11 protein-coding genes and 7 pseudogenes are annotated in these 24,043 nt (G+C 72.2%); 12 read left to right on the top strand and 6 right to left on the bottom strand.

The genetic code is table 11. The features are described 5' to 3' along the window. The 3 genes and pseudogenes from UK82_RS23125 to UK82_RS23115 all read right to left on the bottom strand — a co-directional run. Positions 1-226: pseudogene (locus UK82_RS23125) on the bottom strand (IS701 family transposase); the annotation flags it as partial. Between the two features lie 156 nt (positions 227-382). Further along, positions 383-2,416, bottom strand: coding sequence for a serine/threonine protein kinase (locus tag UK82_RS23120; protein WP_044885295.1), 2,034 nt, complete (start codon positions 2,414-2,416; stop codon positions 383-385). A gap of 140 nt (positions 2,417-2,556) precedes the next feature. Further along, positions 2,557-5,040 carry an excinuclease ABC subunit UvrA gene (locus UK82_RS23115; RefSeq protein ID WP_044885294.1) on the bottom strand — a complete coding sequence of 828 codons (2,484 nt, stop codon included), beginning with the start codon at positions 5,038-5,040 and terminating at the stop codon, positions 2,557-2,559. 465 nt (positions 5,041-5,505) lie between these two features. Here UK82_RS23115 and UK82_RS23105 point away from each other — a divergent pair, with 465 nt between their 5' ends. Further along, entirely contained in the window at positions 5,506-6,240 is a 735-nt protein-coding gene (locus UK82_RS23105; RefSeq protein WP_044885292.1) for a hypothetical protein, read from the top strand. 119 nt (positions 6,241-6,359) lie between these two features. Here UK82_RS23105 and UK82_RS43180 read toward each other — a convergent pair. Together UK82_RS43180 and UK82_RS43175 are read right to left on the bottom strand one after the other, a co-directional pair. Then, positions 6,360-7,538 (bottom strand): annotated as a pseudogene (locus UK82_RS43180) (PASTA domain-containing protein); the annotation flags it as partial. Position 7,539: 1 nt separating this feature from the next. Next, positions 7,540-8,816, bottom strand: a pseudogene (locus UK82_RS43175) (hypothetical protein); the annotation flags it as partial. A 1,212-nt stretch (positions 8,817-10,028) separates the two neighbouring features. On the opposite strand from UK82_RS43175, the gene UK82_RS23090 reads away from it, so the two are divergent. The 11 genes and pseudogenes from UK82_RS23090 (at position 10,029) to UK82_RS23055 (ending at position 23,626) form a co-directional block, all read left to right on the top strand. Further along, entirely contained in the window at positions 10,029-10,292 is a 264-nt protein-coding gene (locus UK82_RS23090; protein WP_044885289.1) for a WXG100 family type VII secretion target, read from the top strand. A 43-nt stretch (positions 10,293-10,335) separates the two neighbouring features. Next, a pseudogene (locus UK82_RS43170) lies at positions 10,336-12,774 on the top strand (FtsK/SpoIIIE domain-containing protein); the annotation flags it as partial. Position 12,775: 1 nt separating this feature from the next. Beyond that, positions 12,776-14,742 (top strand): annotated as a pseudogene (locus UK82_RS43165) (FtsK/SpoIIIE domain-containing protein); the annotation flags it as partial. Between the two features lie 353 nt (positions 14,743-15,095). Continuing rightward, entirely contained in the window at positions 15,096-17,327 is a 2,232-nt protein-coding gene (locus UK82_RS23080) for a serine/threonine-protein kinase (protein WP_161849157.1), read from the top strand. Between the two features lie 31 nt (positions 17,328-17,358). After that, a pseudogene (locus tag UK82_RS39710) lies at positions 17,359-18,079 on the top strand (AAA family ATPase); the annotation flags it as partial. A 20-nt stretch (positions 18,080-18,099) separates the two neighbouring features. Beyond that, positions 18,100-18,387, top strand: coding sequence for a hypothetical protein (locus UK82_RS39705; RefSeq protein WP_313949829.1), 288 nt, complete (start codon positions 18,100-18,102; stop codon positions 18,385-18,387). 288 nt (positions 18,388-18,675) lie between these two features. Beyond that, a partial coding sequence (locus UK82_RS23070; protein ID WP_236706333.1) for a DUF58 domain-containing protein occupies positions 18,676-19,590 on the top strand: 915 nt, incomplete at its 5' end. Next, on the top strand, positions 19,587-21,998 hold the full coding sequence (locus tag UK82_RS23065) for a transglutaminase domain-containing protein (protein ID WP_152989989.1): 2,412 nt from the start codon (positions 19,587-19,589) through the stop codon (positions 21,996-21,998). The genes UK82_RS23070 and UK82_RS23065, both read left to right, overlap by 4 nt. Positions 21,999-22,058: 60 nt before the next feature. Beyond that, positions 22,059-22,199, top strand: a pseudogene (locus UK82_RS42085) (hypothetical protein); the annotation flags it as partial. Between the two features lies 1 nt (position 22,200). Further along, on the top strand, positions 22,201-22,766 hold a 566-nt coding region (locus UK82_RS23060; RefSeq protein WP_236706332.1), incomplete at its 5' end, for a SigE family RNA polymerase sigma factor. Then, positions 22,763-23,626, top strand: a complete 864-nt coding sequence (locus UK82_RS23055) for a hypothetical protein (RefSeq protein ID WP_052681087.1) — start codon at positions 22,763-22,765, stop codon at positions 23,624-23,626. The genes UK82_RS23060 and UK82_RS23055, both read left to right, overlap by 4 nt. A gap of 62 nt (positions 23,627-23,688) precedes the next feature. Here UK82_RS23055 and UK82_RS23050 read toward each other — a convergent pair whose 3' ends face one another. Continuing rightward, positions 23,689-23,973 carry a hypothetical protein gene (locus tag UK82_RS23050; RefSeq protein WP_044885287.1) on the bottom strand — a complete coding sequence of 95 codons (285 nt, stop codon included), beginning with the start codon at positions 23,971-23,973 and terminating at the stop codon, positions 23,689-23,691. Positions 23,974-24,043: the final 70 nt, after the last annotated feature.

The following is a 24,043-nucleotide window of genomic DNA, read 5'->3' as shown; positions in this document are numbered from 1 at the left end:
CAACCACGTCGCGTACCCCGTCGGCGTCCCACGCGTACTCGTTCAACAACCGCTGCATCTTCTGCGGCCCGGACTCACGGCTGAACTCCGCCAGCGTCCACCCGTTCTTCCGCTCGGTCCGAGACAACAACCCCGCCACATACGCCCGCGCCTGCGCCCGGGGCTGATCAGACCGGAAACAGCCTTCCACCCGGCCGAACAGCTCCTCCAGCCCCGCCTCCCACATCGCTACATCCACCTCGGATACACTCTGAGCCGCGGCCACCGCGGTCTCTCNCTTTGTTCTCANAAAACATGGAGAAACACACGGTGGCCGCTCTTCCGTCCACACCACGCCGCACTCGAAGCAAGAGATCACACACCGACCACTGTCGCTGTAGTACTAGCCCCAGCGCTGGTAGTCGCCATTGTTGCAACCCTGGGTGTAGACGCGCCCATCGGCGTTGCTGTCCAGGCATTCACCGGTGGCGGCGTTTCGGAAGGTCACTCCAGCACTGTCGCTGGACATGGTCCAGAGCTGCGCGGCCCCGCCGTCGCAGCCGGCGGCGTACACCGTGCCCTGGTATCTGGTTCCGTCCGGCGCGGGATTCACCCTGCTGCCCACGCAGTTATTGGTCTGGAAATTCCTCAGCCGCACCCCACCATTCCCGGCCGCGTACACCCAATGCTGGTAATTACCCTGATTGCAGCCCATCGTGTAGACCTGCCCCTGCTCATTGCTGTCGAGGCAGCTATGGGTCGCGACGTCGGCGTAGGTCCTGCCGAGGCCGCCCTGCGCGGGCGCGGCGGCGGCGGCCGCGGGCGGCGCCGCGGCGACGGGACCGGCCGCGCGCGGCGGGGGCAGGGCCGTCGGGTTCGCCGCGGGCCTGGCGGCCGCCTGTGCCGGTGCCGCCGCGGACCCCGGCGCCAGCCCGGACGCCGGCGCCAGCCCGGACGCCGGCGCCAGTCCGGACGCCGGTACCGGTGCGGACCCCGGTGCCAGTCCGGAGGCCGGTGCCAGTCCGGAGGCCGGTACCGGTGTCGACGCGGATGCCGGCATCGATGTCGGTGCCGGTGGCCCGGCGCCGTCGGCGCGAGCGGAGGCACCGGGACTCGGGCTGGCCGCGGCGGCGGGCTGCCCCGCCATCGCCTGCTGGTCCCTGGCCCGTGCCTGGGTCAGGAGCCGCTTGGACGGGTCGGACGACGAGCCGGTGGTCGACACGACGGCCGCAGCCGTGGCCGCGATCAGCACGACGATGCCGAGGGCGACGACGAAGAGGCGACGTCGGTGCCGCCCGCTCGGCCCGGCGGTGGCATCCCCAGGTCGGTCGGGGCCGGAGCCGCTCGCATCGGCGTCGCCCGGCGGGGGCGATGCGGATGCCGACGGCGGCACTGGCACCTGCTCGTCCGGCACACCGTTGCCGACCGACGGGGGCGGCGTGATGTCAGGCGACGAGGTGGCGGGCGACTCGGCGGCAGGCGACTCGGCGGCAGGCGACTCGGTGCCAGGCGACTCGGTGCCAGGCGACTCGGTGCCAGGCGACTCGGTGCCAGGCGGCAGAGTGGCCGGCGGCAGGCTACCCGGCGTCAGCGTGGCCAGCGGCGGGGTGGCCAGTGGCGGGCTCGCGGGCAACCCGTGCAGGTCCGGCAGGAGAGCCTGTAACTGATCGGCCCCGGTCCGCGCCGCCGGGTCCTTGGCGAGCATGGCGGCGAGGACGGACCACAGTTCGTCGCTGAGGTTCGGCGGGCGGCCGGGCAGGAGGTCGACGTGCGCCCGCAGGATCGCCAGCGGCGCTCGCCCGGTGAACGGCGTGACCCCGCACAGCAGCTCGTAGAGCATGAGCCCCGCGGCATAGATGTCCGCGGGCGGACCGGCGACGCCTTCCTCGATCATCTCGGGTGCCATGTAGAGCGGAGTACCGAGCAGGCCCTGCCCGATGGTCAGCCGCGTCGACGCGTCCGTCAGCCTGGCGATCCCGAAGTCCGAGATCTTCGGGCGATACCCGCCGTCATGCCGGTCGAGCAGCACGTTCTCGGGTTTGAGATCACGATGAATGATGCCGAGCGCGTGTGCGGCATCGAGCCCTGTCAGAATGTCGACAATCGTCGCCACGGCTTCCGAGGGTGGGACCGTTCGGCGCCGTATCAGTTCACGACGCAGGTCGGAACCCTCGATGAAGTCCATGACGATGGCCAGGTCCCCGCGCTCGGCGACGAGATCCCGGACCCGCACGACAAAGGGTGAGTCGACCCGGAGGAGCACCGAGCGTTCCCGCATGAACCGGGCGACGATCTGCGGGTCCACCATGAGCTCCGGCAGCAGGAGTTTGAAGGCGAGCGGCGCGCCGCTCTCGTCGCGGCCCCGCCACACCTCGCCCATCGCACCCCGACCGATCACCTTGTCCAGGGTGTAGGAACTTCCCAGCCTTCTCGCCAACGCCCGCCGCCCTCCCTGCGTTCAGCATCCCAGCGGCGCGATTCTCGCAGACATACCGGTCATATGGCGCACGCAGGTCCGATCGGACGTTAACCAGCGGAAATGCCAATTCACTCACAGCCGAGACGGACAGGCGCCGGTCAGGCGCCGACGTAGGCCGCGAGGTGCTCGCCGGTGCGGGTGGAGCGGGCGGCGACGAGGTCGGCGGGGGTGCCCTCGAAGACGATCCGGCCGCCGTCGTGGCCGGCGCCGGGGCCGAGGTCGATGATCCAGTCGGCGTGGGCCATGACCGCCTGGTGGTGCTCGACGACGATGACCGACCGGCCGGCGTCGACGAGCCGATCGAGCAGGCCGAGCAGGTGCTCGACGTCGGCGAGGTGCAGGCCGGCGGTCGGCTCGTCGAGGACGTAGACACCGCCCTTGGCGGCCAGGTGGGTGGCCAGCTTGAGCCGCTGCCGCTCGCCGCCGGACAGCGTGGTGAGCGGCTGGCCGAGGCCGAGGTAGCCGAGCCCGACGTCGGCGAGCCGGCCGAGGGCGGCGTGCGCGGCCGGCGTGCGCGCCTCGCCGGCGCCGAAGAACTCCGCGGCCTCGGTCACCGACATCGCGAGCACCTCGCTGATGTCGCGGCCGCCGAGGTGGTGGTCCAGCACCGAGGCCTCGAACCGCTTCCCTTCGCACTGCTCGCAGGTGGTGGCGACGCCGGCCATCATCGCCAGATCGGTGTAGATGACGCCGGCGCCGTTGCAGGTGGGGCAGGCGCCCTCGGAGTTGGCGCTGAACAGCGCCGGCTTCACTCCGTTGGCCTTCGCGAACGCCTTGCGGATCGGGTCGAGCAGTCCGGTGTACGTCGCCGGGTTGCTCCGGCGCGAGCCGCGGATCGCGGTCTGGTCGATCGACACCAGCGCACCGACGACCGCCCCGACGACCGCCTCGCCGTCGCCGCCCCGCGTGGACCCGGCCCCCCCGCCCGCGCCGGCCGACCCGAACAGGGCCGGCAGCGACCCGTGCACGAGCGAGCTCTTGCCGGAGCCGGCGACGCCGGTGACGACGACCAGCACCCCGAGCGGGATGTCGACATCGACGTCGCGCAGGTTGTTCGCCGTCGCGCCGCGGATCGCGAGCCGCCCGGTGGGCGTGCGCACCGTCTCCTTGAGGGCGGCCCGGTAGTCGAGATGGCGGCCGGTGAGGGTGCCGCTGGCCCGCAGCCCGGCGACGGTTCCCTCGAAGCAGACGGTGCCGCCCGCCGTGCCGGCGCCGGGGCCGAGGTCGACGACGTGATCGGCGATCGCGATCGTCTCCGGCTTGTGCTCCACGACGAGCACCGTGTTGCCCTTGTCCCGCAGCCGCAGCAGCAGGTCGTTCATCCGCGCGATGTCGTGCGGGTGCAGGCCGATGGTGGGCTCGTCGAAGACGTAGGTGACGTCGGTGAGCGAGGAGCCGAGGTGGCGGATCATCGTGACACGCTGCGCCTCGCCACCCGACAGCGTGCCCGACGGCCGGTCGAGCGCGAGGTAGCCAAGCCCGATCTCCACGAACGAGTCGAGGGTGTGGTGCAGCGCCGCGAGCAGCGGCGCCACCGACGGCTCGGCCAGCTCGCGCACCCACCCGGCGAGGTCGCTGATCTGCATCGCGCAGGCGTCGGCGATGCTGATCCCGTTGATCTTCGATGATCGAGCGGCTTCGCTGAGCCGGCTGCCGCCGCAGTCGGGGCAGGTCGTGAAGATCACCGCCCGCTCCACGAACGCGCGGACGTGCGGCTGCAGCGCGTCGACGTCCTTCGCCAGGAACGACTTCTGGATCTTCGGGATCAGGCCCTCGTAGGTCAGGTTGACGTTGTCGACCTTGATCTTGGTCGGCTCCTTGTACAGCAGGTCGTGCAGCTCCCGCTTGGTGAACCGGCGGATCGGCTTGTCCGGGTCGAAGAAGCCGCAGCCGCCGAAGATGCGCCCGTACCAGCCGTCGACGCTGTAGCCGGGGACGATGAGCGCACCCTCGTTGATCGACCTGCTGTCGTCGTACAACTGCGTCAGGTCGAAGTCGGTGACCGCGCCCCGGCCCTCACAGCGCGGACACATGCCACCGGTGCGGGTGAAGGTCTTCTTCACCGCCTTGGCGGCACCGCGTTCGACCGTGATCGCACCGCTCGCCCGGACCGAGGGGACGTTGAAGGAGTACGCGCCCGGCGGGCCGATGTGCGGCCGCCCGAGCCGGCTGAACAGGATGCGCAGCAGCACGCCCGCATCGGTGACGGTGCCGACCGTGGAGCGGGCGTCGCCGCCCATCCGCCGCTGGTCGACGATGATCGCGGTCGTCAGCCCCTCGAGCACGTCGACCTCGGGACGCGCCAGCGTCGGCATGAAACCCTGCACGAAGGCGCTGTACGTCTCGTTGATCATCCGCTGCGACTCCGCGGCGATCGTGCCGAACACCAGCGAACTCTTGCCCGAGCCGGAGACGCCGGTGAACACCGTCAGCCGGCGTTTCGGGATCTCGATGCTGACGTCCTTGAGATTGTTCTCCCGCGCACCCTGCACGCGGATCAGCTCGTGGCGATCGGCAACGTGCAGCGCGGGCGACTCCGCGCCCGTCCACGTGCCCGTGCCCGTCCCCGGGGCCATGCTCATCCGCGTCTCCATCCGTCGGGCAGCGGTGCCGGCCTGGGTGGCATTCGCTGGGTAGGGNTTACCGTCGACGCCGCACATCGAGCAGCCCTAACGTCGCACCATGGGTTTTCCGTTTGGGTTGACTGTTCCACCTGGGCCGAAACCGCCCGGCACCCCGGGCGACTGCGATGCTCTTGCNGCGATATGCGAAGCGTATGCCNAGGCACTCGGCGACAAGGTTCACGCGGCGGGCAGAGTGCATGCCGTCGTGGGGTCGGAGCTGTGGACGGGTCGGTCCGCCAACTACATAAACAACGCCGTCAGCCGGTGGCAGGACGTGGTCCTGCCCGTCCGCGACGCGCTGTGGGACCTCGCCACCCTGCTGAGCCGTGCGGCCGACGAACTCGCGAGCGACCAGGCGGCGTGGCAGCGCCGCTCGGACGCCTACGAGGATGCCGTCCGGGACCAGAACCGCCGGGGACGGGCATGAGCGAGTACCTCCGGCTCGAGCCACGATCGATGCGCGGCGTCGCCGACGACCTGGACACCGCCACCGAGGTCTCGCACCGGATGGGCGCGACGATACCCACCCTGGCCGACGGTTTCGACCTGCCGCCGGCCGTGGCCCGACAGGTGCACGCCGCCCTGGACCGGCTCGGCGCGGCCATGGGACGGGCGGGCACCGCGGTCCAGGGACTCGGACGGGACGTGCGCGCCCGAGCCGTGCTCGCCGAGCTGGCGGACGCCGCCGGCAAGCCGGGAGGACTGCCGAGCGGGCTGGCCGTGAAGCTGCGGCAGGTCGTGGAGAACTTCGAGTGCCCGCTCGACGACCCGGTGCAGAACCTGATCCACGAGTCCGCGGCCGCCGCAATGGGCGGCGCGAAGGCGGGGCTGAAGCCGATGGAGGAGGCCCTCACCGACATCCTCGACGGGCAGATCGCGGACCAGGTCAGGCAGACCGCCAACGAGCAACTGGACCAGTGCCAGCCGCCGGTCGAAATGCCCGAGCTACCTCCCCCGCCTCCCCCGCCACCGCCGCCACCGCCGAAACCCGGATTTTTCGGGAGAGCCGTCGACGCGTTCACAGACGCGGCCGACTCGGTCCTGGACGGGGCCGAGGACCTTGTGCAGGATCTGCCGTCACCGGGCGCCTCGCACACCGACGGCCCCGCCCCCTGGCTCCCGCTGCCACCGAGCTTGCCGCTCCTGCCCCTGCCCTGAGCGCTTCGCGTTTGGGTTGCGGAATTTTTGGGTTGCGGAATGCGGAATATCGCCCCGCCGGCCCTCGGGCGGTTGCCGCGGCAGTGCGTGGCAACCACCGCCCGAGGGCTGGTGGCACGTCACGGCCAGACGTATCCCAGCGTGAAGTTGTTCCCGCTGGTGTACCCCCGGCCGGCGTAGATGTCGTGTTCGGACGAGGGATCGACAGCCCAGACCCAGGAACTGTCCCCAGGGCTGAACATGGCGGCAATCGACGAGGCACCCGCCGGCGGCTGCGCATAGGCGTAGAAGGCGACCCCGTCGTTGACCCAGCCCGGATTGAAGCTGGCAACATTGCTCATCGAGAAGTAGTAGGTAGTCCCGGATCCGCAGACATTGTCACAGCGGTAACGGTAGACGGCGGTGGTCCCGCCGCCCGGCGACGAGGCGGGGAAGACGTTGCCGAGGCTGCGCTGGTTGCTGTAACCCGCCACGCTTGCCTCCGTGCTCAACAGGTAGAACGGATCCCCCGCCCGCTTGTGCAGATACAGCGGCACCGGCGCGGCATCCTCGTAGACGTACTGCACCTGCGTACCGGACGCCACCGCCGTTGCGGCGGCCGGACTCTGGGAATGGACCACGTTCGGCTGGTTGGTGACCTCGTCCGGCGAAGGGGCGGGTACGAGGCCCTTGCTGGTAAGCGCCGCCTGGGCGGCCGCGGGGCTCATCCCCGTCAGGTCGGGAACAGTGATCTGCGCGGTCCCGTAGTACTGCACGGTGATCGGGCCGGTCGGTGCCGCTCCCGTGCCGACCGCCGGCGTCTGGTTGACGACGGTCGCCGGGGCCTGGCCGGCCGGTGCAGGGCCGATGTCGGTCCCGCTGCAGTTGACGAAGCCCACCGCCTTCGCCTGGTTGCAGGCGTCATCGGCGGCCAGGCCGGTGAGCTGGGGCACCGCGATCTGGTTGGGAAACGTGACGGAGACCTGTCCACCGGTGTCGACCCGCGCACCGGCCGCTGGCGTCTGGGCAGTGACAATGTTGAGCCCGGCCGCACTCGCGGCGAGCCCTGAGGGCGCCTGGACGCAGGTCAGCCCCAGATCGCTCACGGTCCCGCACGCCGCGGCCACGGTGCTCCCGGTGAGGCCCGGCACCGTAATCCGATCCCGGTAGTGGACGACGACGATGTACCTCTCCTGAACCGAGGTCCTGGCCGGTGGGTCGGTGTCGACGACGGACCCGGTGGCGCCACCGCCCTTGCCGTCGGCTTCGGGGCGACAGTCAAGACGCTTCGAGCGCAGCTGGGCGCATGCCTCGGTCTGNCTCAGACCGATGACGTTGGGCACCGCGACCCTCGGCACCCCGCCAGGTCCAGGTCCACCCGGCCCGACGCTGCTCGGCGCCACCGGCCCGGTGGGTCCTACGGCGGGCGACTGTGCCGCGGGCGGCCCCCCGCCGAGCGGCCCCGAGGCGAGCGGTCCCGAGGCGAGCGGTCCCGAGGCGAGCGGTCCCGGGGCGAGCGGCTGCGTTGGCCGGTCGGCCAACGGTCCGCTGGTCGACGGGGCGGCGGGCGGCGGGGCGGCAGGCGGCGGGGCAGCGGCCGGCGGGGCAGCGGTCTGCCGGGCAGTTGCCGACGGGGCGACGGATTCCGGGGCACGGGTCGGCGGGGTGCTCGGGCGGAACGGGTTCGGCACGGTCCGCGGCACCGGTGGGGAGTCGGGCGTGGGTGGAGTCGAAGGCAGCGCGGGGCCGGGCAGTGACGGGGCGCCCTGACCAGGCAGGCCCGCCGCGCCCGCGCCGAGTCCAGGGCCGTCTCCCTTGTCGATGTTGAAGCTGCTGCCGTCCGGGTTGATCGCGGTGGCGACCCTCGCGTACTGATCATTGATCCACAGCCAGCCGCCGTCGACCTTGAGCTCGACGTTCCCTGAACCGTTCGCTGGCAGCGGGAGCGGGTCCGCTTTCGTGAGGGACGCCGCGTCGAACCTCAGGACCTGGTGGTTCGTGTCGTCGGGCGCATAGACCCGGCCGTGCACCTCCAGCGGGTCGCCGTACCGGGGGTCCGCGCTCGGCCCCAGGTCGACCGGATCACCGACGGTCTCGCTGTCGACGTCGACCCGTATGAGCTGCCGGGTCGGGACGATGATCAGCCATACCGCCGTCGCGGATTCGCTCGGCGCCGAGACCTGGATCGGTACGCCGGTCGGCAGCGTGGCCGAGACGCGGTGCTTCGTGCTGTCGGGCCGCACGACGACGAGCTGGTTTGCGTCCGCGCGTACGACCACCGGCCGGTCGTGCAGGAGGGTCAGCAGGAGCCGGGTGTCCCCGCCGACGTCGATGGGGCTGCCGACCAGGCTGGTGCCCCGCACCTGGACCAGGCTTCCGTCCGCGAGCAGGATCCACAGCGTTCCCGCCGAGTCCGCCACCTGGCCGACGATCTTCTTCTCCAGCCTGATGGGTCTGCCCGTACCGTGGCCGGGCCCGAGCAGGGCGACCGAGCCGGTGGTGCCGGTCTTCGACACGACATAGGCGTTCAGGCCGCCGGCCACGAGGGACCTCTCGCCGCGATCCGACGCCTGGTCGACGACGGTGGTCGCCGTCATCCGGGACGTGTCGACCTGCGACACCACCCCGGTGTCCTTGTTGATCGCGTAGAGCAGGCGGCCGGCCTGTACGACTTCGAGCCGCTGCCGCCCGGTCGCCAACGAGCCCTCGAGCTGCGCGTCAGGTTGCCGGGCGGCCGCGTTGGCGTGGGCGATGCCGTGGCCGGCCGGCAGATACGCGCTCCCGTTCCCGAGCACCGACTTCGACACCCGGTACCCGGTGCCGGTCGAGACGCCGGCCACGACCAGGAGCAGCACCGCCGACAGGGCGAGGCGGCTACGGACCAGGCTTCCGCGCGACGCCACCAGCCGGCGGACGGTTCGCGGGACCCGGCGGGCCGCGGCGGGGGTGGCGGTGCGCGATCCGGGGCTCACAGATCTCCTCTCGGGGCTGGCGGCGATGATACGGACACAGCACGCTGCGGCAGAACGGGAAGGGGTTCCCTCAGATGGCCGGTCAGGTGGAGCTCGACGGTCACTCGTATCCGCTTGTCCCGGGGGAGCGGTTCACCTTCGGTCGCTCCCACGACTGCACGGCACGGCTGGCGATCGGTGACGCGGCGATCTCCCGCGTTGCCGGGTCTCTCTGCGACGAGGGCGNCACCTGGTGGCTGTCGAACGACAGCGGCCGGCGCCTGTTCGCGGTCGTCGACGAGTTCGGTTTCCGCAGTGTGGTCCCGCCCGGTCGTCGAGTCGCCGTCGAGGCGCCGGTGCGGGTCGTCCTGGACGGCGCTGCCGGCACCTACTCGCTGCAGGTGACCGTTCCCCGCAAGGACCAGGTGGTGGTCGCGGCCGTGGTCGGGACCTCGACATCGGCCGGCGAGGGCGTGGTGGTGAACAGCGCGGACAGGCTGGCGATGGTCGCGCTGTTCGCGGGGTACCTCGAGGACCCGCCCCGGCATGACCCGTACCCGAAGAGCTACGGCGCGGCGGCGGCCCGGCTCGACTGGCCTCGGACCACGCTGGTGAAGCGGATCGAGCACCTCCGGACCCGGCTGACCAACGCCGGCGTACCGAACCTGACGGGGTGGAACGCGCTCACCAACCTCGCCGAATACGCCATCGCCACGCGCCTGGTCACCAAGGAGGATCTGCACCTGCTGCGGCGCTAGAAACCATGGGAAGGGTTCCCGATTCCCATCGGCCGCCGCTCTCCCTAGCCTCGGCATCGCGCCACAGACCGTCTGTGGAACACGAGTCCGGAGGTGTCGGATGGCAGTCATCGGTGCCGAGATCGGCGATCTCAACAGCCTGAATGTGAGCCTCAAGCGGCAGAGCGGCGCGGTCGACACGCTCCTGTCGGAGCTGACCACCCAGGTGCACAACGCCAACTGGAAGGGCGGCGCCGCGGACCGGTTCCGCGCCTCCTGGGAATCGGAGTACCGGCCGGCCCTTCGCAGCCTGTCCGCGGCGCTCACCTCCGCCGCCGAGGAGGTCCGCCGCCGCGCCGAGGCGCTGACCGCCGCCGGCGCCTGAAGGCGATCAGGCGACGTCTCCACGCGCACAGCCGCCCACCACCATGGACCTCGACCTCGACCTCGAACTCGTCGATCGCGGCGGAGACCGGCAGGTCGTCTCCGTCGCGATCGGTCCGGACACCCGGGTCGGCGACGTCCGGTCGGCGCTGCGGACGTTCCGCGGCGCCACCCACGAAGTACCGGCCCGCCGCGTCGATGTCCGCCGCGTCGGTGCCGGCGAGGCGCTGTACGCGGGTACGGCGCCGTTGGATGACACGCTGACGCTCACCGACGCGGGGCTGCTCCCGGGCTCGGTCGTGGCACTCGGCCGGCCCGTTCCCGCTTCGCCGCCGAACCGGCAAGAACAGTCGACTGAGCAAGGACAGCCGACCGGGCAAGGACAGCCGACCGGGCAAGGGCAGTGGCAGCTCGCCGTGGTCGGCGGGCTGCACGCCGGGTCCACCGCGGCGCTGCCGCTCTCGGGCGAGGTGCGGGTGGGGCGCGACCCGGGCAACGACATCGTGCTGTCCGATCCCGAGGTGAGCCGGGACCACGCGATCCTGACGATCGACTCCGACCGGGTCGAACTGTCCGACGCGGGTTCCCGCAACGGGGTGTCCTGGCATGGCTACCGACTCGACGACCGGGTGGCGCTGCGTGCCGGCGACGTGTTCCAGCTCGGTGAGACGGTGCTCGAGCTGCGTCGATCAGCGCGGGTCAGCGACGTCCTCACCGCCGACCCGCTCGGTCCCGGGTACGTGGTCAACCGACCACCACGAATTCCGGACCTTCGACCGGAGCCCACGTTCGGCGTTCCCGCGGCCCCGGTGGAGCCGCGGGCGTTCCGGTTCCCGTTGGTGTCGGTGGCGATGCCGTTGCTGGTTGCCGGAGCACTGTTCGCGCTGCTGCCGGGCGCCCGCTACTACCTCGTCTTCATGGTGCTGTCACCCGTGATGCTGGTGGCGAACGTCTGGAGCGACCGACGCTCCGGGCGTGCCGACCACCATCGTCAGGTACGGGACCACGCCGACCGGCTCGCCGCCCTGCGGGCCGAGCTCGCGACGCTCGCCCAGGCCGAGGAGCTCCGCCTGCGAGCGCAGCTCCCCGACCCGGCGACGCTCCTGACGACCGTCGTCGCGCCGACCGGCCGGCTGTGGGAACGGCGCGTCGACAGCGACGACTTCCTCCGGCTCCGGTGCGGGCTGGCGACCAGCGCCCTCGACGTCCGGATCGCCGACCCGGACGGGGCGGTCGACGTGCCGATGTGCCGGCTCGTGCCGGTCACGATCGATCTACCGACCGCCGGCGTCGTCGGCCTGGCCGGATGCCGGCCCGCGGTGCTGGCCGCGGCGCGGGCGCTGGTCGTCCAGGTGACCGTCCTGCACGATCCGGACGCCGTGGGTCTGGTGCTGCTGACCGGCGAACCGGACACCGCGACGGACTGGGAGTGGACGACGTGGCTGCCGCATCTACGGCCGTCGTCGACAGCCGCCGAGGCGCCCTGGCGATCGGTCGGGGTCGATGCGGACCAGGCCGAGGCGAGGCTCGCCGAGCTGCGCCGGCTCATCGAGGAGCGGCGTGTCGGGCAGGCCGCCGGCCCGCCCGATCCGCGTCCCGCCGGCCGCCGTTACGTCCTGCTGCTGGACGGCGCTCGGCGACTGCGCGCGCTGCGTGGCCTCACCGAAGTCCTCCGCGACGGGCCCGCCGTCGGGGTGTACGCCGTGTGCCTCGACGCGAACGAAGCGAGTCTGCCCGACGAGTGCCGGGCCACCGTGACGGCCGACGGCCCGGCGGGCAGTCGGCTGCGGATCAGGCGGCCCACCACCGCAACCGTGGACGGTGTCGTCGCCGACGGGATGCCGCGGGAGCTGGCCGAGCACGTCGCCCGGGCGCTGCGGCCGCTGCGGCTGCTCGGTGGCATGGGGCCGGGCGCCGAACTGCCCGAGTCGCTGCGGTACGTCGAACTCGCCGGTCTCACCGAGTCCTCACCCGCCGCCACGCTGGCGCGCTGGGCGGCCGGGGCCAGGCCCGGGCAGGAGGCTGGGGGCGGGGCTGGGGGCGGGGAGCAGTCGACCGAGATGCTGCTCGGCGTCGGTGTGGACGGTCCGCTGACGGCCGACCTCCGCCGCGACGGACCGCACGCGCTCGTCGCGGGCACCAGCGGATCGGGCAAGTCCGAACTGCTCCAGACGATGGTCGCCTCGCTCGCCCTGGGCAACTCCCCGGAGGCCCTGACGTTTCTGCTCGTGGACTACAAGGGTGGCAGCGCCTTCGCCACCGCCGCGGCGCTCCCCCACTGCGTCGGCCTCGTGACCGACCTGGACGGTCACCATGCCGGCCGGGTGCTGGAGTCGCTGAGCGCCGAACTCCGTCGCCGCGAACGGCTGCTGGCGGCGGCCGGCGCCAAGGACGTGGACGAGCTGTGGGTGTCGGGGGCCGGGCGGCTGCCGCGGCTGGTCATCGTCGTCGACGAGTTCGCGACCCTCGTCGAGGAGGTACCCNACTTCGTGCCGGGACTGGTCGGCATCGGCATGCGGGGCCGCAGCCTGGGCGTGCACCTGATCCTCGCCACCCAGCGACCGGCCGGCGTGGTCACCCCGGAGCTGCGGGCCAACGTCAACCTCCGGATCTGCCTGCGGGTCACCAGCCAGGCCGACAGCACCGACGTCGTCGACGTGCCGGACGCGGCCCACCTCTCCAGCCGCACACCTGGCCGGGCCTACCTGCGCACCGGCCATCGCGAGCTGACGGCCTTCCAGACCGCGCGCGTCGGCTGGCCCAGGCCGGCTGCCGCACTCGCCGCCGGGCCAGCGCGGGTCGTGCCCCGGCGACTCGCCGACGCCGGCGGTGCACCATCGCAGCCGCAGCGGGCTGATCAGACCGGCCGGACCGACCTCGACGTGATCATCGACGACGTCCGGGCGGCCGCCCGGCAGACCGGGGCGGCCGAACCGCGACGGCCCTGGTTGCCCCCGCTGCCCGAGCTGCTGACCAGAACCGACCTTGCGGCGGTGCCACGTGGCGACTCGCCGGTTGCCGTGGCGCTGGGGCTCGCGGACCGGCCGGCGGACCAGGTTCAGGACCTCTTTGTCGTCGATCTGGAACGGACCGGCGCGCTGGCTGTCGCCGGGACCGTCCGCAGCGGCAGGTCGACCGTGTTGCGCACGCTGGCCGCGGGCCTCGCCGAGACCGGCAGCCCGGCGGACGTGCACCTCTACGCGATCGACTGCGGGAACGGTGCCATGCGGGGCCTGGCCGCCCTGCCGCACACCGGCGCGGTCGTCGATGGCACCGACCTGGCCCGCCTCGACCGACTCTTCGCCTTCCTCGACCGCGAGATCACCCGCCGGCAGCGCCAGCTCGCCGCCGCCGGGCAGGGATCGCTGGCCGAGCAACGCGCCTGTGCACCTCCGGCCGATCAGCTTCCGTACCTGGTGGTCCTGCTGGACCAGCTCGAGGGGTTTCACGCTCGGTACGCCGACACCGACGGCGGTCGCCTCGTCGACGCCGTCGAGCGGCTGCTGCGTCATGGCCCGTCCGCCGGGGTGTTCGTCGTCCTCAGCACGGACCGCTCCGGGTTCAGCTACCGCATCAGCGGCATGGTCGAGTCCCGGCTGGTGCTGCGCCAGGCCGACCACGAGGACTTCGCCGTCTACGGCCTGGACCGCCGGCGCGTGCCCCGGGGGATGCCCGCCGGCCGCGCGGTGTGGGCGGCCACCGGTGAGCAGGTGCAGGTCGTCTGCTCCGACGCCGCCGCCGTCGTCGACCTCGCCGCCGAGGCCCGCCGTCGCTGGGAGAGCACGCCCGAGCACCGACGACCGCGACGACTCGACCCGTTGCCCGAGCGGATCAGACTGCGCGACGTGGCAACTCCGCTGGTGGCACGGGCGGCGTATGCCACGCCGGCCGCGGGTCACGCCGTCTGCACGCCGGTGGTCGGCGGTGACCATCTCGCGCCGATCGACGTCGATCTCAGCGCGCTCGGCGGCAGCTTCGTCGTGGCGGGTCCGGTGGGATCGGGCCGGAGCAGCGCGCTCGTCTCGATCATCGAGACCCTGCGCGGCCGGGTCGACGGTGAGCTGCCCGTCGTCCTGGCCGCTCCCCGACAGTCGCCGCTGCGGGGCCTTGCCGCGCTGCCCGGGGTGGTGGAGGTCTGCCACCGCGCGGACGATCTGGCCCGGCACGTGGACGAGTGCGCAACGTCGGGAAGGCCGGTAGCGGTGGTCGTGGACGACGCCGAGCTGGTCGGCGACGCAGGCGCGGCGGCCCTCCTCGAACGGTTCCTGCGGACCGCACGCGACAGCGGCTCGATCCTCGTCGCCGCCGGCACCACCGAGGACCTGATCGCGAGCCGCTACCGGGGCTGGGTCGCCGGCGCCCTACGGTCCCGCTCCGGGCTGCTGCTGTGCCCCACGTCGCCGGTGGACGGCGAGGTGTTCGACCTCCGGCTGCCACGTTCGGGGTTCGGGNGGTGGCCTCCCGGTCGGGCCCTGCTGGTGGCCCGAGGAAACCCGGAGCTCGTGCAGGTGCTGGACCCGGTCCGGGAGCCGGCGGTCGACTGGCCCGAGGACCGCGCGGGCACACCCGGGTCGGCCAAAGCCGTGGCGGGACAGTGACGCGGTCGCTCTCCGGCGCCACCCTGCGGCGGTCCGGCGCGGCCACGCTACTTTCTGACTCGCAGCATTCCGCTAGTGCATTCGCCACCGTCGGCGCAGCGTGGCGGGACGGCCGCAGCCAGGACGAGTACCCGGTCGTAGTCACGCGCGCCGACCACCGCCGGGCGCAGTCCGAGCCGATGCGTGGACGGGGGCACGTTTCGACCGTGAGACCACAGGAGACGGCGGCCGCATGCCCGGCGCCCGTACTACCCGGATACCGCGTCGAGAGGACCCTCGCCGCCGGTCGGCTGGGCCCGGTGATCGCCGCCACGCGGCTCGCCGACGACCTCGCCGTGGCGGTACACCTCCTCGGCCGCCTCGACCAACCCGTCCTCGGCCGTTTCCTCGACCAGGCCGAGGATCTTCTGGCACTTCCGGCCCACCCCCACCTCTGGCCCGTGCTGGAGGTCGGGCGCGCCGACGACGGCACCTGCTTTCTGGTCAGCGAGCGGGCGACGGGATCGATCGATGACCGGCTGCGTGCCGAGGGACCGTTGCCCGCGGCCGTGGTGCTGCGCGCCGCGGTCGGCGGCGCGGCCGGCCTCGACGCCCTGCATGCCGACGAGCTGCTGCACGGCAACATCACCCCCGCGAACCTGCTGACCGGGCCCGCGGAGGCTGTCGCGCTGGCACCCCCGCTGCTACCCGCGTTGGCCGACGACGGACCCGGGCCGACGGTCGGCTACCGGCCGCCGGAGGTGCTCGGCGGGGCCGACTGGACCATCGCCTCCGACGTGTACGCCCTCGCCGCGACGGTCTTCACGCTCCTGTCGGGCCGGGTCCCGTACGCGGACCGCGCCGGGGACCAGGACCTTGTGCTGCGGATGCTCACCGGCCCGGCTCCCGATCTCGCGGGGTGCGGCGTCCCCGCCGCGGTCCAGGACGTCGTCCGCCGGGGGATGGCGACCGATCCACGGCAGCGACCGGCGACGGCGGGCGAGTTCGCCGCGCTCCTGGCTCGCGCCTACGACCAGCTCGAGACTCGACCGCCGACCGCGCCGCTGCCGGTGGTCCCGACCCCCGCCGGTGGGCGGGCGCTCGGCAGCAACTACCTGCTTGACAGCAGGATCGGTCGGGGTGCCACCGGCCAGGTGTGGCGGGGACGGCGTCGCGACAACGGCAGGCCCGTCGCGGTGAAGGTGCTGCGCTCCGACCTGGCGGACGAGCCGGAGACCGTCGCCAGATTCCTGCGGGAGCGGACCACGCTGACCAGGGTGCGGCACCGCAATGTGGCCCGGGTCCACGATCTGGTCGCCGAGGGTGAGACGTTGGCGATCGTCATGGATCTCGTCGACGGCGAGGACCTGCGGGGGACGATGGCGGCCGGCGGCCTCGCCGAGGCGGAGGCAGTCGCGCTGCTCGCCCAGGTGGCCGACGGGTTGGCGGCCGTCCACGACGCCGGCATCGTGCACCGCGACGTCAAGCCGGAAAACGTGCTCGTCGAACGCCGCGCCGCGCAGCTGGTGGCACGGCTGACCGACTTCGGGATCGCGCGGGCCGCCGGCGACTCCTCGCTCACCAGAGCCACCCGGCTGATGGGGACGACGGCCTACCTGGCGCCGGAACTGGCGGCCGGACGCCCGGCGACCTCCGCCTCCGACGTCTACTCGTTCGGAGTCATGGCCTACGAACTGCTCGCCGGCCGGCGACCCTTCGACGGCGACAACGATGCGGCTCTCCTTCGGGCGCATCTCGAGCTGCCTCCCACGCGGCCCGCCGACCTGTCCGAACCACTGTGGGCGACGGTCGACAGTTGCCTCGCCAAGGCGCCGGAAGCTCGGCCCACGGCCCACGAGCTGGTCGGCGCGCTGTCCGCCGCCGCCCTGGCACCCGCCCAGCCGACGGCACAGGCGGGCCGGACGAACGGCCCCACCGTGGCGCCCGGCGACAGTTCCCGCCCGCGCCGAGGGGAACCGCTGGCGACCGCGGACGCCACCGTTCCCGCCCCGCCCCGGCCGGCCGCGGATGCGGCCGCCGCCCACGGCCGGCGCCGGCGGCCGTGGCGGCTGCCGGCGGCCGTGCTGGCCGTCGCGATCGTGGGTGCCGGCTCCGGGATTGGGCTGGCGCTGCAGGGCCGGACGCCGGCACCAGCGAGAGCTCCAGCGACGGTTCCGTTCCTCCTGCCGATCCCGTTCGTCGCCGACTCGCCCAGCCCGGGAATCGTCGAGGTGTCCTTCGGCGGCAAAGGGGAACCACTCGGAATCAAAGGGTACCTTGTCTACGTCGATGGCAGCGACAATGGTTTCGAAGTAGAACGGGACCAGAAGTCCTGGCGCTCCGGCAATCTCGACGGCAGTGTGCACTGCTTTTCCGTCGCCGCGCTGGTGACGACCACCGGAACACCGCCCCCGGCCGCTGCGAACTCGCCGCAGTGCCTGGTCGCCGACGGCCACTGAACGCCCCGGACCATATTCACATGAGGGAACGATGACCTATACTTCCCAGCCGGAAGCCGCCTACCCGCCACTCGGTTCGCCTGGCGATATCGCCTATCCGGGCGGCAGCGGGGCGACCTTCGCGCACATACACGACGCCATCGTCGCCAGCGTCGAACGAGTTGTGCACGGCAAGTCGGAGGTGGTCCGACTCGCGGTCGCGTGCCTGCTCGCCGGCGGCCATCTGCTGGTCGAAGACGTCCCGGGCGTCGGCAAGACCTCCCTGGCCAAGGCGCTTGCCGCCACCATCGGCGGCACGTCGCAGCGCGTCCAGTTCACCCCCGACCTGCTTCCCTCGGACATCACCGGAATATCGATGTGGCGATCCGACATCGCCCGCTTCGAGTTCCGCCCGGGCGCGGTCTTCGCCAATGTCGTCATCGGCGACGAGATAAATCGGGCCTCCCCGAAGACACAGTCGGCGCTGCTGGAGGTCATGGAGGAACGGCAGGTGACCGTGGACGCCGAGACCCACCAGGTCCCCTTGCCGTTCATGGTCGTCGCAACCCAGAATCCTATCGACATGGAAGGCACCTACCGGCTGCCCGAGGCGCAGTTGGACCGCTTCCTCATGCGCCTTTCGGTGGGCTACCCTGATCTCGCGACGGAAATGGCGATACTCACCGGAGCCGACTCGGCCGGGGCCGCCGCGTATCTCGAGCCGGTCACCTCGCCCCAGGTGGTGAGCCAGCTCGTCGCGGCGGTCCGGCAGGNACACACCTCGCCCTCGATCGTGCAGTACGTGGCGACCCTCGCCGCGAGGACACGGACACGACCCGAGCTGCGGTTGGGAGTCAGCCCCCGAGGCAGTATCGGCTGGCTGCGAGCCGCGCAGGCGCTCGCCTACGGCCAGGGACGCGGGTACGTCGTCCCCGACGACATCAAGACCGTCGCCCGGCCGGTGCTGGCCCATCGGCTCCTGCTCACGGCCGACGCCGACGTCCGCGGCATCTCCGTGACCGACGTCCTGGACGACGTGCTCGCAAGCGTCCCGGCGCCGACCCGAACCCAGGCGAACTAGCTCGTGGCGACGTCAACGGCCACCCGGGCGGCGGACGCGGCACGGGCGACGGCCGCCGTGGTCACGCCCGTCGGATGGGGATTCCTCGGTGCGGTGGTCGGAACGTATGCGTTGGGGGTCGCGGCGGGATACCCGATGCTCGTCGGCCTCGCCGTGACCGCCGCCACGACTGCGCTGCTCGCCGCCGCGACCGTGCTGGTGCGACCCCAGCTCACGGTCAGCCGCACGGTGCTGCCCGACCGGCTGACGGTCGGCGAGTTCGCGCTCGGCCGGCTGGTCGCCCGCAANGACTCCCGGTGGCCGGCGCCGCGCCTGGTGGCCGTCGAGCGGATCGATGGTGAGCCGCTTGAGCTGGGGATCGAGACGGTGGCTCCCGGCTCCCGGCGAACCGTGCAGTATCCCGTGCCCGGAGCGCGACGCGGCACGCTCGTGCTCGGCCCGGTCACGGTCGAGCGCCGGGATCCGCTCGGCCTGTTTCGCCGGTCCCGTCTGGTCGAGGGCCAGTTGACCGTCTGGGTGCGGCCACGGGTACATCCGCTCCAGCACCCGCCGGCGGGTGTCGTCCTCGACGTCGAAGGACAGGTACGGGGCACGGCCACGGCGGGCACGGCGGCGTTCTCGTCGCTGCGGGCGTACACCCTGGGCGACGACCCGCGCCACATCCACTGGAAGCAGAGCGCACGCACCGGCACGTTGATGGTCAAGGAACACATCGACGCCGACGAGCCCACGGTCACGGTGGTACTCGACGCGCGCGCGTCGGTGCTCGACGAGGCACGCTTCGAGGAGGCCGTCGAGGTCGCCGCCTCGTTCACCCTCGGCGGGGTGCTCGGCGCCGCCTCCCGGGGGCGGCCCGCAACGTTGCGGATCATCGGCGAGAACGACACCGGCGCTCCGGTCGCCGCCGACCCGCTGGACCGTCTCGCCGCGGCCCGCCCGGTCCAGGGCGAGACGGCCCCTGTGGTCCTGCGCGCCGTGGACCGGATCGACCCCGGCGGGTGCGTCGTCGTCGTGACCGGCGATGACGACGGGGTCACTGCCCCGTTGCTGTCCCGGCTTGGCCGGCACGCACTGGTCGTCGTGATCTCACTCCGAGCCGACCTCGAGCGGCCCACCGCCCTGCCACGCCCCGGCGCGGTCGTGCTGCGCGCTCCGACTGCCGTCGACGCCGTCGCGGCATGGCGCCGGTTGGGCGCCTCGTGACCGCCGCCTCCGTTCCTGACTCCGCCTCCCGTGCCAGCTCCGCCTCCCGTGCCAGCTCCGCCTCCCGTGCCGGCTCCGCCTCCCGTGCCGGCTCCGTCCGCGTCCCCGCCGAACAGCGGGGCGGTCGCCTGGACGTCGTGCTCTCGACGGCGCTGTCCGCCGCGCTGTCCCTCCTCAGCGGCCTGGTGTTCGCGCCGGTGTTCGGCGGCTACCGGTCGGACGGCGCCATCGGACGGTTCGACCTGGCGATCCTCGGCGGGGTCGTGGTGCCGGTCGGACTCAGCGGGATCTTGTTCGTCCGCACCCGGCTCACCGCCGCGACCCGCACGGCAACAGCGGCTGCCGGCCTGATCGCCTACGTGCTGGTGGTGCTCACGCCGGGCCGCCACGTCCTCGACGGGCCCCGCCGCTTGCTGACCAGCGGCCTGCCGGTGCAGGCGAAAGGACCGGAGCTCGCCGCGGTCGTCCTGGCCGTGGGGGTCGCAGCCCTGCTCAGCGCCGAACTCGTCCAGCGCCGGCGCAACGCCCTGCTGCCCGCCCTTCCCCCGCTGGTCTGTGCGGTGGTCGGCCTGGCGGTCGGCGCCTCCATCGGCCCCCCCGCGGGCTGGCTCGGACCCGGCTTCGCACTGGTCGTGGCGGCGCAGCTTGCCACCCGACAGATCATGGCGGGCGGCTGGCGCGAGGCGTCGACGACGATGTTCGGCCGGACGCCCGGCCGGACGTCCGGCAGGGGAGGTCGGCGCGGGGTGCCGGCCGGTCCACGCCTCGCCGGCACCCGGCCCGGGCCCGGACCCGGCCGGGCCGTGAAGATCCTTCGGGGTCTCGCTCCGCCGGCGGCCGCCCTCACAGCCATAGTCCTGGCGCTGCTGTTCGTGCCGATCGTGCCCGGTGGCTCGGGCGACACCGCTCGCTTCGACGCCCAGTCGCTCGTCGCCCAGCCCGTGACACCGCGCTCCACCATCAACCCACTCGTCGCGTTCCCGGCCCTGGCGCACGGCAAGGACCCTGACCTTGGTCCGGAGCTGGTTGTCCACTCCGCGACGGCGGTGGACAAGCTGCGTGCCGTCACCCTGACGGACTTCGACGGCGTCTACTGGACGGCCTCCGCCGCGTACCGGCGAGCGGACCAGCGGCTGCCGTCGCCACCGGTCACGGTGCCCAGCCGCGAGGAGGAGATCGGCGTCACCGTTGTGAAGCCAGGGTCTCTCACCTGGCTTCCGGCCCTGGGACGCCCCCTGCGGCTGTCCGTCAGCGGCATGGGGGTGGACCCGTCGACGGGTGACATCGTCGTGCCGTCCGACCGACCCGTGCCCGCCAGCTACTCGGTCGTCGGTGCGGTCCCGGTCGTCGACGACGACGACCGCCTGGCCGTCGATGTTCCGGTCCGGATGACGGAGCGGGCCGACTACGACGTTCCCCGGGCTGTCCGGGACGCCGCCGACCGGGCCGCGGCGTCCGCGCGTACTCCGCTCGCGCAGGTGCAGGCGGTCCGTGACCTGTTTCTCCGCAGCGGTCAGTACCGCTACGACGACAGCGTCGATGCCCCGGCGGGACACGGTCTCTACCAGATCAGCCGGCTCCTCGCCGACCGTCGCGGCACCTCCGAACAGTTCGCCAGCGCGTTCGCGGTCATGGTCCGCTCACTCGGCTACGAGGCCAGGGTGGTCTTCGGGTATCTCGCGCCGCGCCCCGACGCCCAGTCCGGCGAGTTCCGCATCACCGGCCGCGACGTCCACGCCTGGGCGGAAGTGCTGTTCAAGGAGTCCGGCTGGGTGTCGTTCGACCCATCCCCCCGCAACGACCGGGCCGACGCGCAGCCACTACCGCGCCCGGACCCCGACCCGGCCGGCGGTCCGCCGTCCGCGGCGGGAGGTGCCGGCGGAGCATCCCAGGCGGGGCAGGTGCCCGGTTCCCTGCCCCACCGGTCCGGCGGTACCGACGACGCCGAAAACACCGAGGCACGCGACGGTGACTGGCCGCCGGTCCTCGTCGCTCTGCCGGTCGTCGTCGGCGCGGCGCTGCTCGTGGTCGGCGCCGTCCCGGTCGCCAAGACGATCCGGGCCCGCCGGAGACGCGGGAACAGCGACGTTTCCGCGCGCATCGAGGGGGCGCGCCAGGAGATGGTCGACCGGCTGGTCGACGCGGGTATTCCCCTAGTGCGCAGCCACACCGGGAAAGATCTTGTCGCCGCGACGGAAAGCCACGCGTCGTCACGTCTCGCGGAACCGGTCGCGGACCTTGTCGCGGTCCATGAAGCCGCGGTGTTCGCCCCAGGGCCGGCCAGGCCACAGCAGTCCGACAAAGCCTGGACCCTGGTGACCAGGGTCAGCCGGCAACTCCGGGCAGAGATCCCGTGGAGCCGTCGGGTTCGTGCGCACCTGGCACTCACCTCGTTTCGACGAAGGTAGCCCCCGTCCCGCCGCGGCGACCAGCGAGTCTTCGCTGGTCGCCGGCTCCGCCGCCGGCGAATGGGACGAAAGTTTCCCGACGGAGCAACCCGCGGGCCACTCGGCGGGATCTGGGTGGCTGTGGAGGGGCGCATGGATGAGGACAGACACCGGGAATTCCGCGAGTTCTTCGCACCGCGGCTGCCGCGGCTGCTGGGACTGNCCTACCTGCTCTGCGGGGATGCCACGGAGGCGGAGGACCTGACCCAGATCGCGCTCGCGCGGGCGTTTGTGGCGTGGCGTCGGGTCCGCGACAGCGACCATCCGGACGCGTACGTACGCCGCATCCTGGTGAACGCGAACAGGCGGCGGTTCAGCCGGCGACGGGTGGCCGAGGATCTCGTGGCGACGGTGCCGGAGGCGGCCGGGCACGGCGGTGGGTTTACCGCGGTGGAGGACCGGGCCGGGCTGGCCGCGGCGTTGGCCACGCTGCCGCCGGGCCAGCGTGCGGTGGTCGTCCTGCGCTACTGCGACGACCTTTCCGAGGATCAGGTGGCCACGGTGCTCGGCCGGTCGGTCGGGACCGTGAAGAGCCAGGCATCCCGGGGACTGGCGAAGCTGCGGTTGCACCCCGCGCTGCATTCCGAGTGGGCCGAGTCGCCGAAGCCGCCCGATCAGGGGCGTCACCACCAGCAGGTGACATCGGCGCAGGACACCGCGGCGTCCGACGCTGCGGCCCATGGCACCGCGGCACATGAAATTGGATCGATGACGGGAGGTTCCGCATGACAACCGACGAGACCACCGCCGCGTGGCTGCGCGCGGCGGCCGGGGATCTGCGTGCACATCCCTCGGAGCACATCTGGACCAGCGTCGAGGCGCGGGTCTCCGGGGAACGCCGACGCCGGGCAGCGAGGCGGACGATCCTGCTGGTCACGGTGTTCGCGGCCGCCGTGACCAGCGCCGCGGTCGCCTTCGGCGGTACGAGGACGGGCAGCGACGATCACGTGTCGCTGCTCCCGGCCGCGCCACCCCCCAGCCACACGATCACCAGCTCCACGAACACGGCCGTTCACCTCTCCCCGGCCGAGAAGGCTGCGATCCCCCTGGAATGCGCGCAGTCAGGTCCCGGCAAAGCGGATCCGGCCCGGTCCCCCACCTTCGGCCTGATCCCGCGAGCGGCGGTCCGCGACAATGTGGGGATCAGTATGAGTGTGCTGCTGGCCATTGACTCAACAACGACCGAGTGCGAGATCCCGCTCGACGCCGCCGGCCGGCCGGACATCTCACTGGCCTATGGGTTTATGAGCATCACGGCGCCCACTCGCTCCGCCCCTGACCCCGTATCCATCGACGTTTCCGGCAGCCACGAATTTGGCGGGCTGGACAGGCCTGATGACCCACGAAGGGTGCACACCGCCGGTGGACTGGTGAGCACCGAGGTCGCACGGATCACGGCGACCACGCCCGACGGGCAGACGATTCAGGTCCCGATCCAGGACGGCTTCTTCATCATGCGATCCGTTCAGGTGGACGGACCTGAACCGACCGACAAGTACGCGGTCCGGCACTGGCTGCAGTCAAGGGCGCCCGTTCTACGATTTTACGACGGCAGCGGCCGGCTACTCAAAACCGCCACCGCAGGATAACCGCCTCGGCCGGGTCCGGAAGCGGATCGATACAGGGCCGCCACCCGCAGGCAACCGAGCTGTCAGGACGGGACCTGCACCGCGAAGACCTGCTCGTGGTCCGCGGGTGTCCACATCCAGCCGGCGCCCGTTCGCGAGCCCAGCATCTCGGTCGCGTTCACCGGGTACGGCTCGTCGGGATTGGTCATCCCCCAACGTTGCGCGATCGTCTGGGCGGTACTGCGGGCGGTGGCAATGGCTTCCTGCTCGTCCGCATACACTCCGATGATTCTCAGCGCCGGGTCCTCTATCATGCCGCACTCGATGCAGCCGACCTTGCAGACGAGCCAGTTGAGCTTGCTGCTCACGGGAATTTCCTTCCGGAGTATCCGCGGACGCCGGTCACGACCGGACTTCTCGACCGCCGGGCCTCGGCGC

It is taken from the genome of Frankia sp. ACN1ag, from assembly GCF_001414035.1.
Classification (GTDB): Bacteria; Actinomycetota; Actinomycetes; order Frankiales; family Frankiaceae; genus Frankia; species Frankia torreyi.
This window is presented reverse-complemented; position numbering and strand designations above follow the sequence as displayed.

Coding starts and splice junctions, on each gene's coding strand:
- UK82_RS23115 (WP_044885294.1), bottom strand. CDS start 5,040: ATGAGCATGGCCCCGGGGACGGGCACGGGCACGTGGACGGGCGCGGAG.
- UK82_RS23105 (WP_044885292.1), top strand. CDS start 5,506: ATGAGCGAGTACCTCCGGCTCGAGCCACGATCGATGCGCGGCGTCGCC.
- UK82_RS23090 (WP_044885289.1), top strand. CDS start 10,029: ATGGCAGTCATCGGTGCCGAGATCGGCGATCTCAACAGCCTGAATGTG.
- UK82_RS23055 (WP_052681087.1), top strand. CDS start 22,763: ATGACAACCGACGAGACCACCGCCGCGTGGCTGCGCGCGGCGGCCGGG.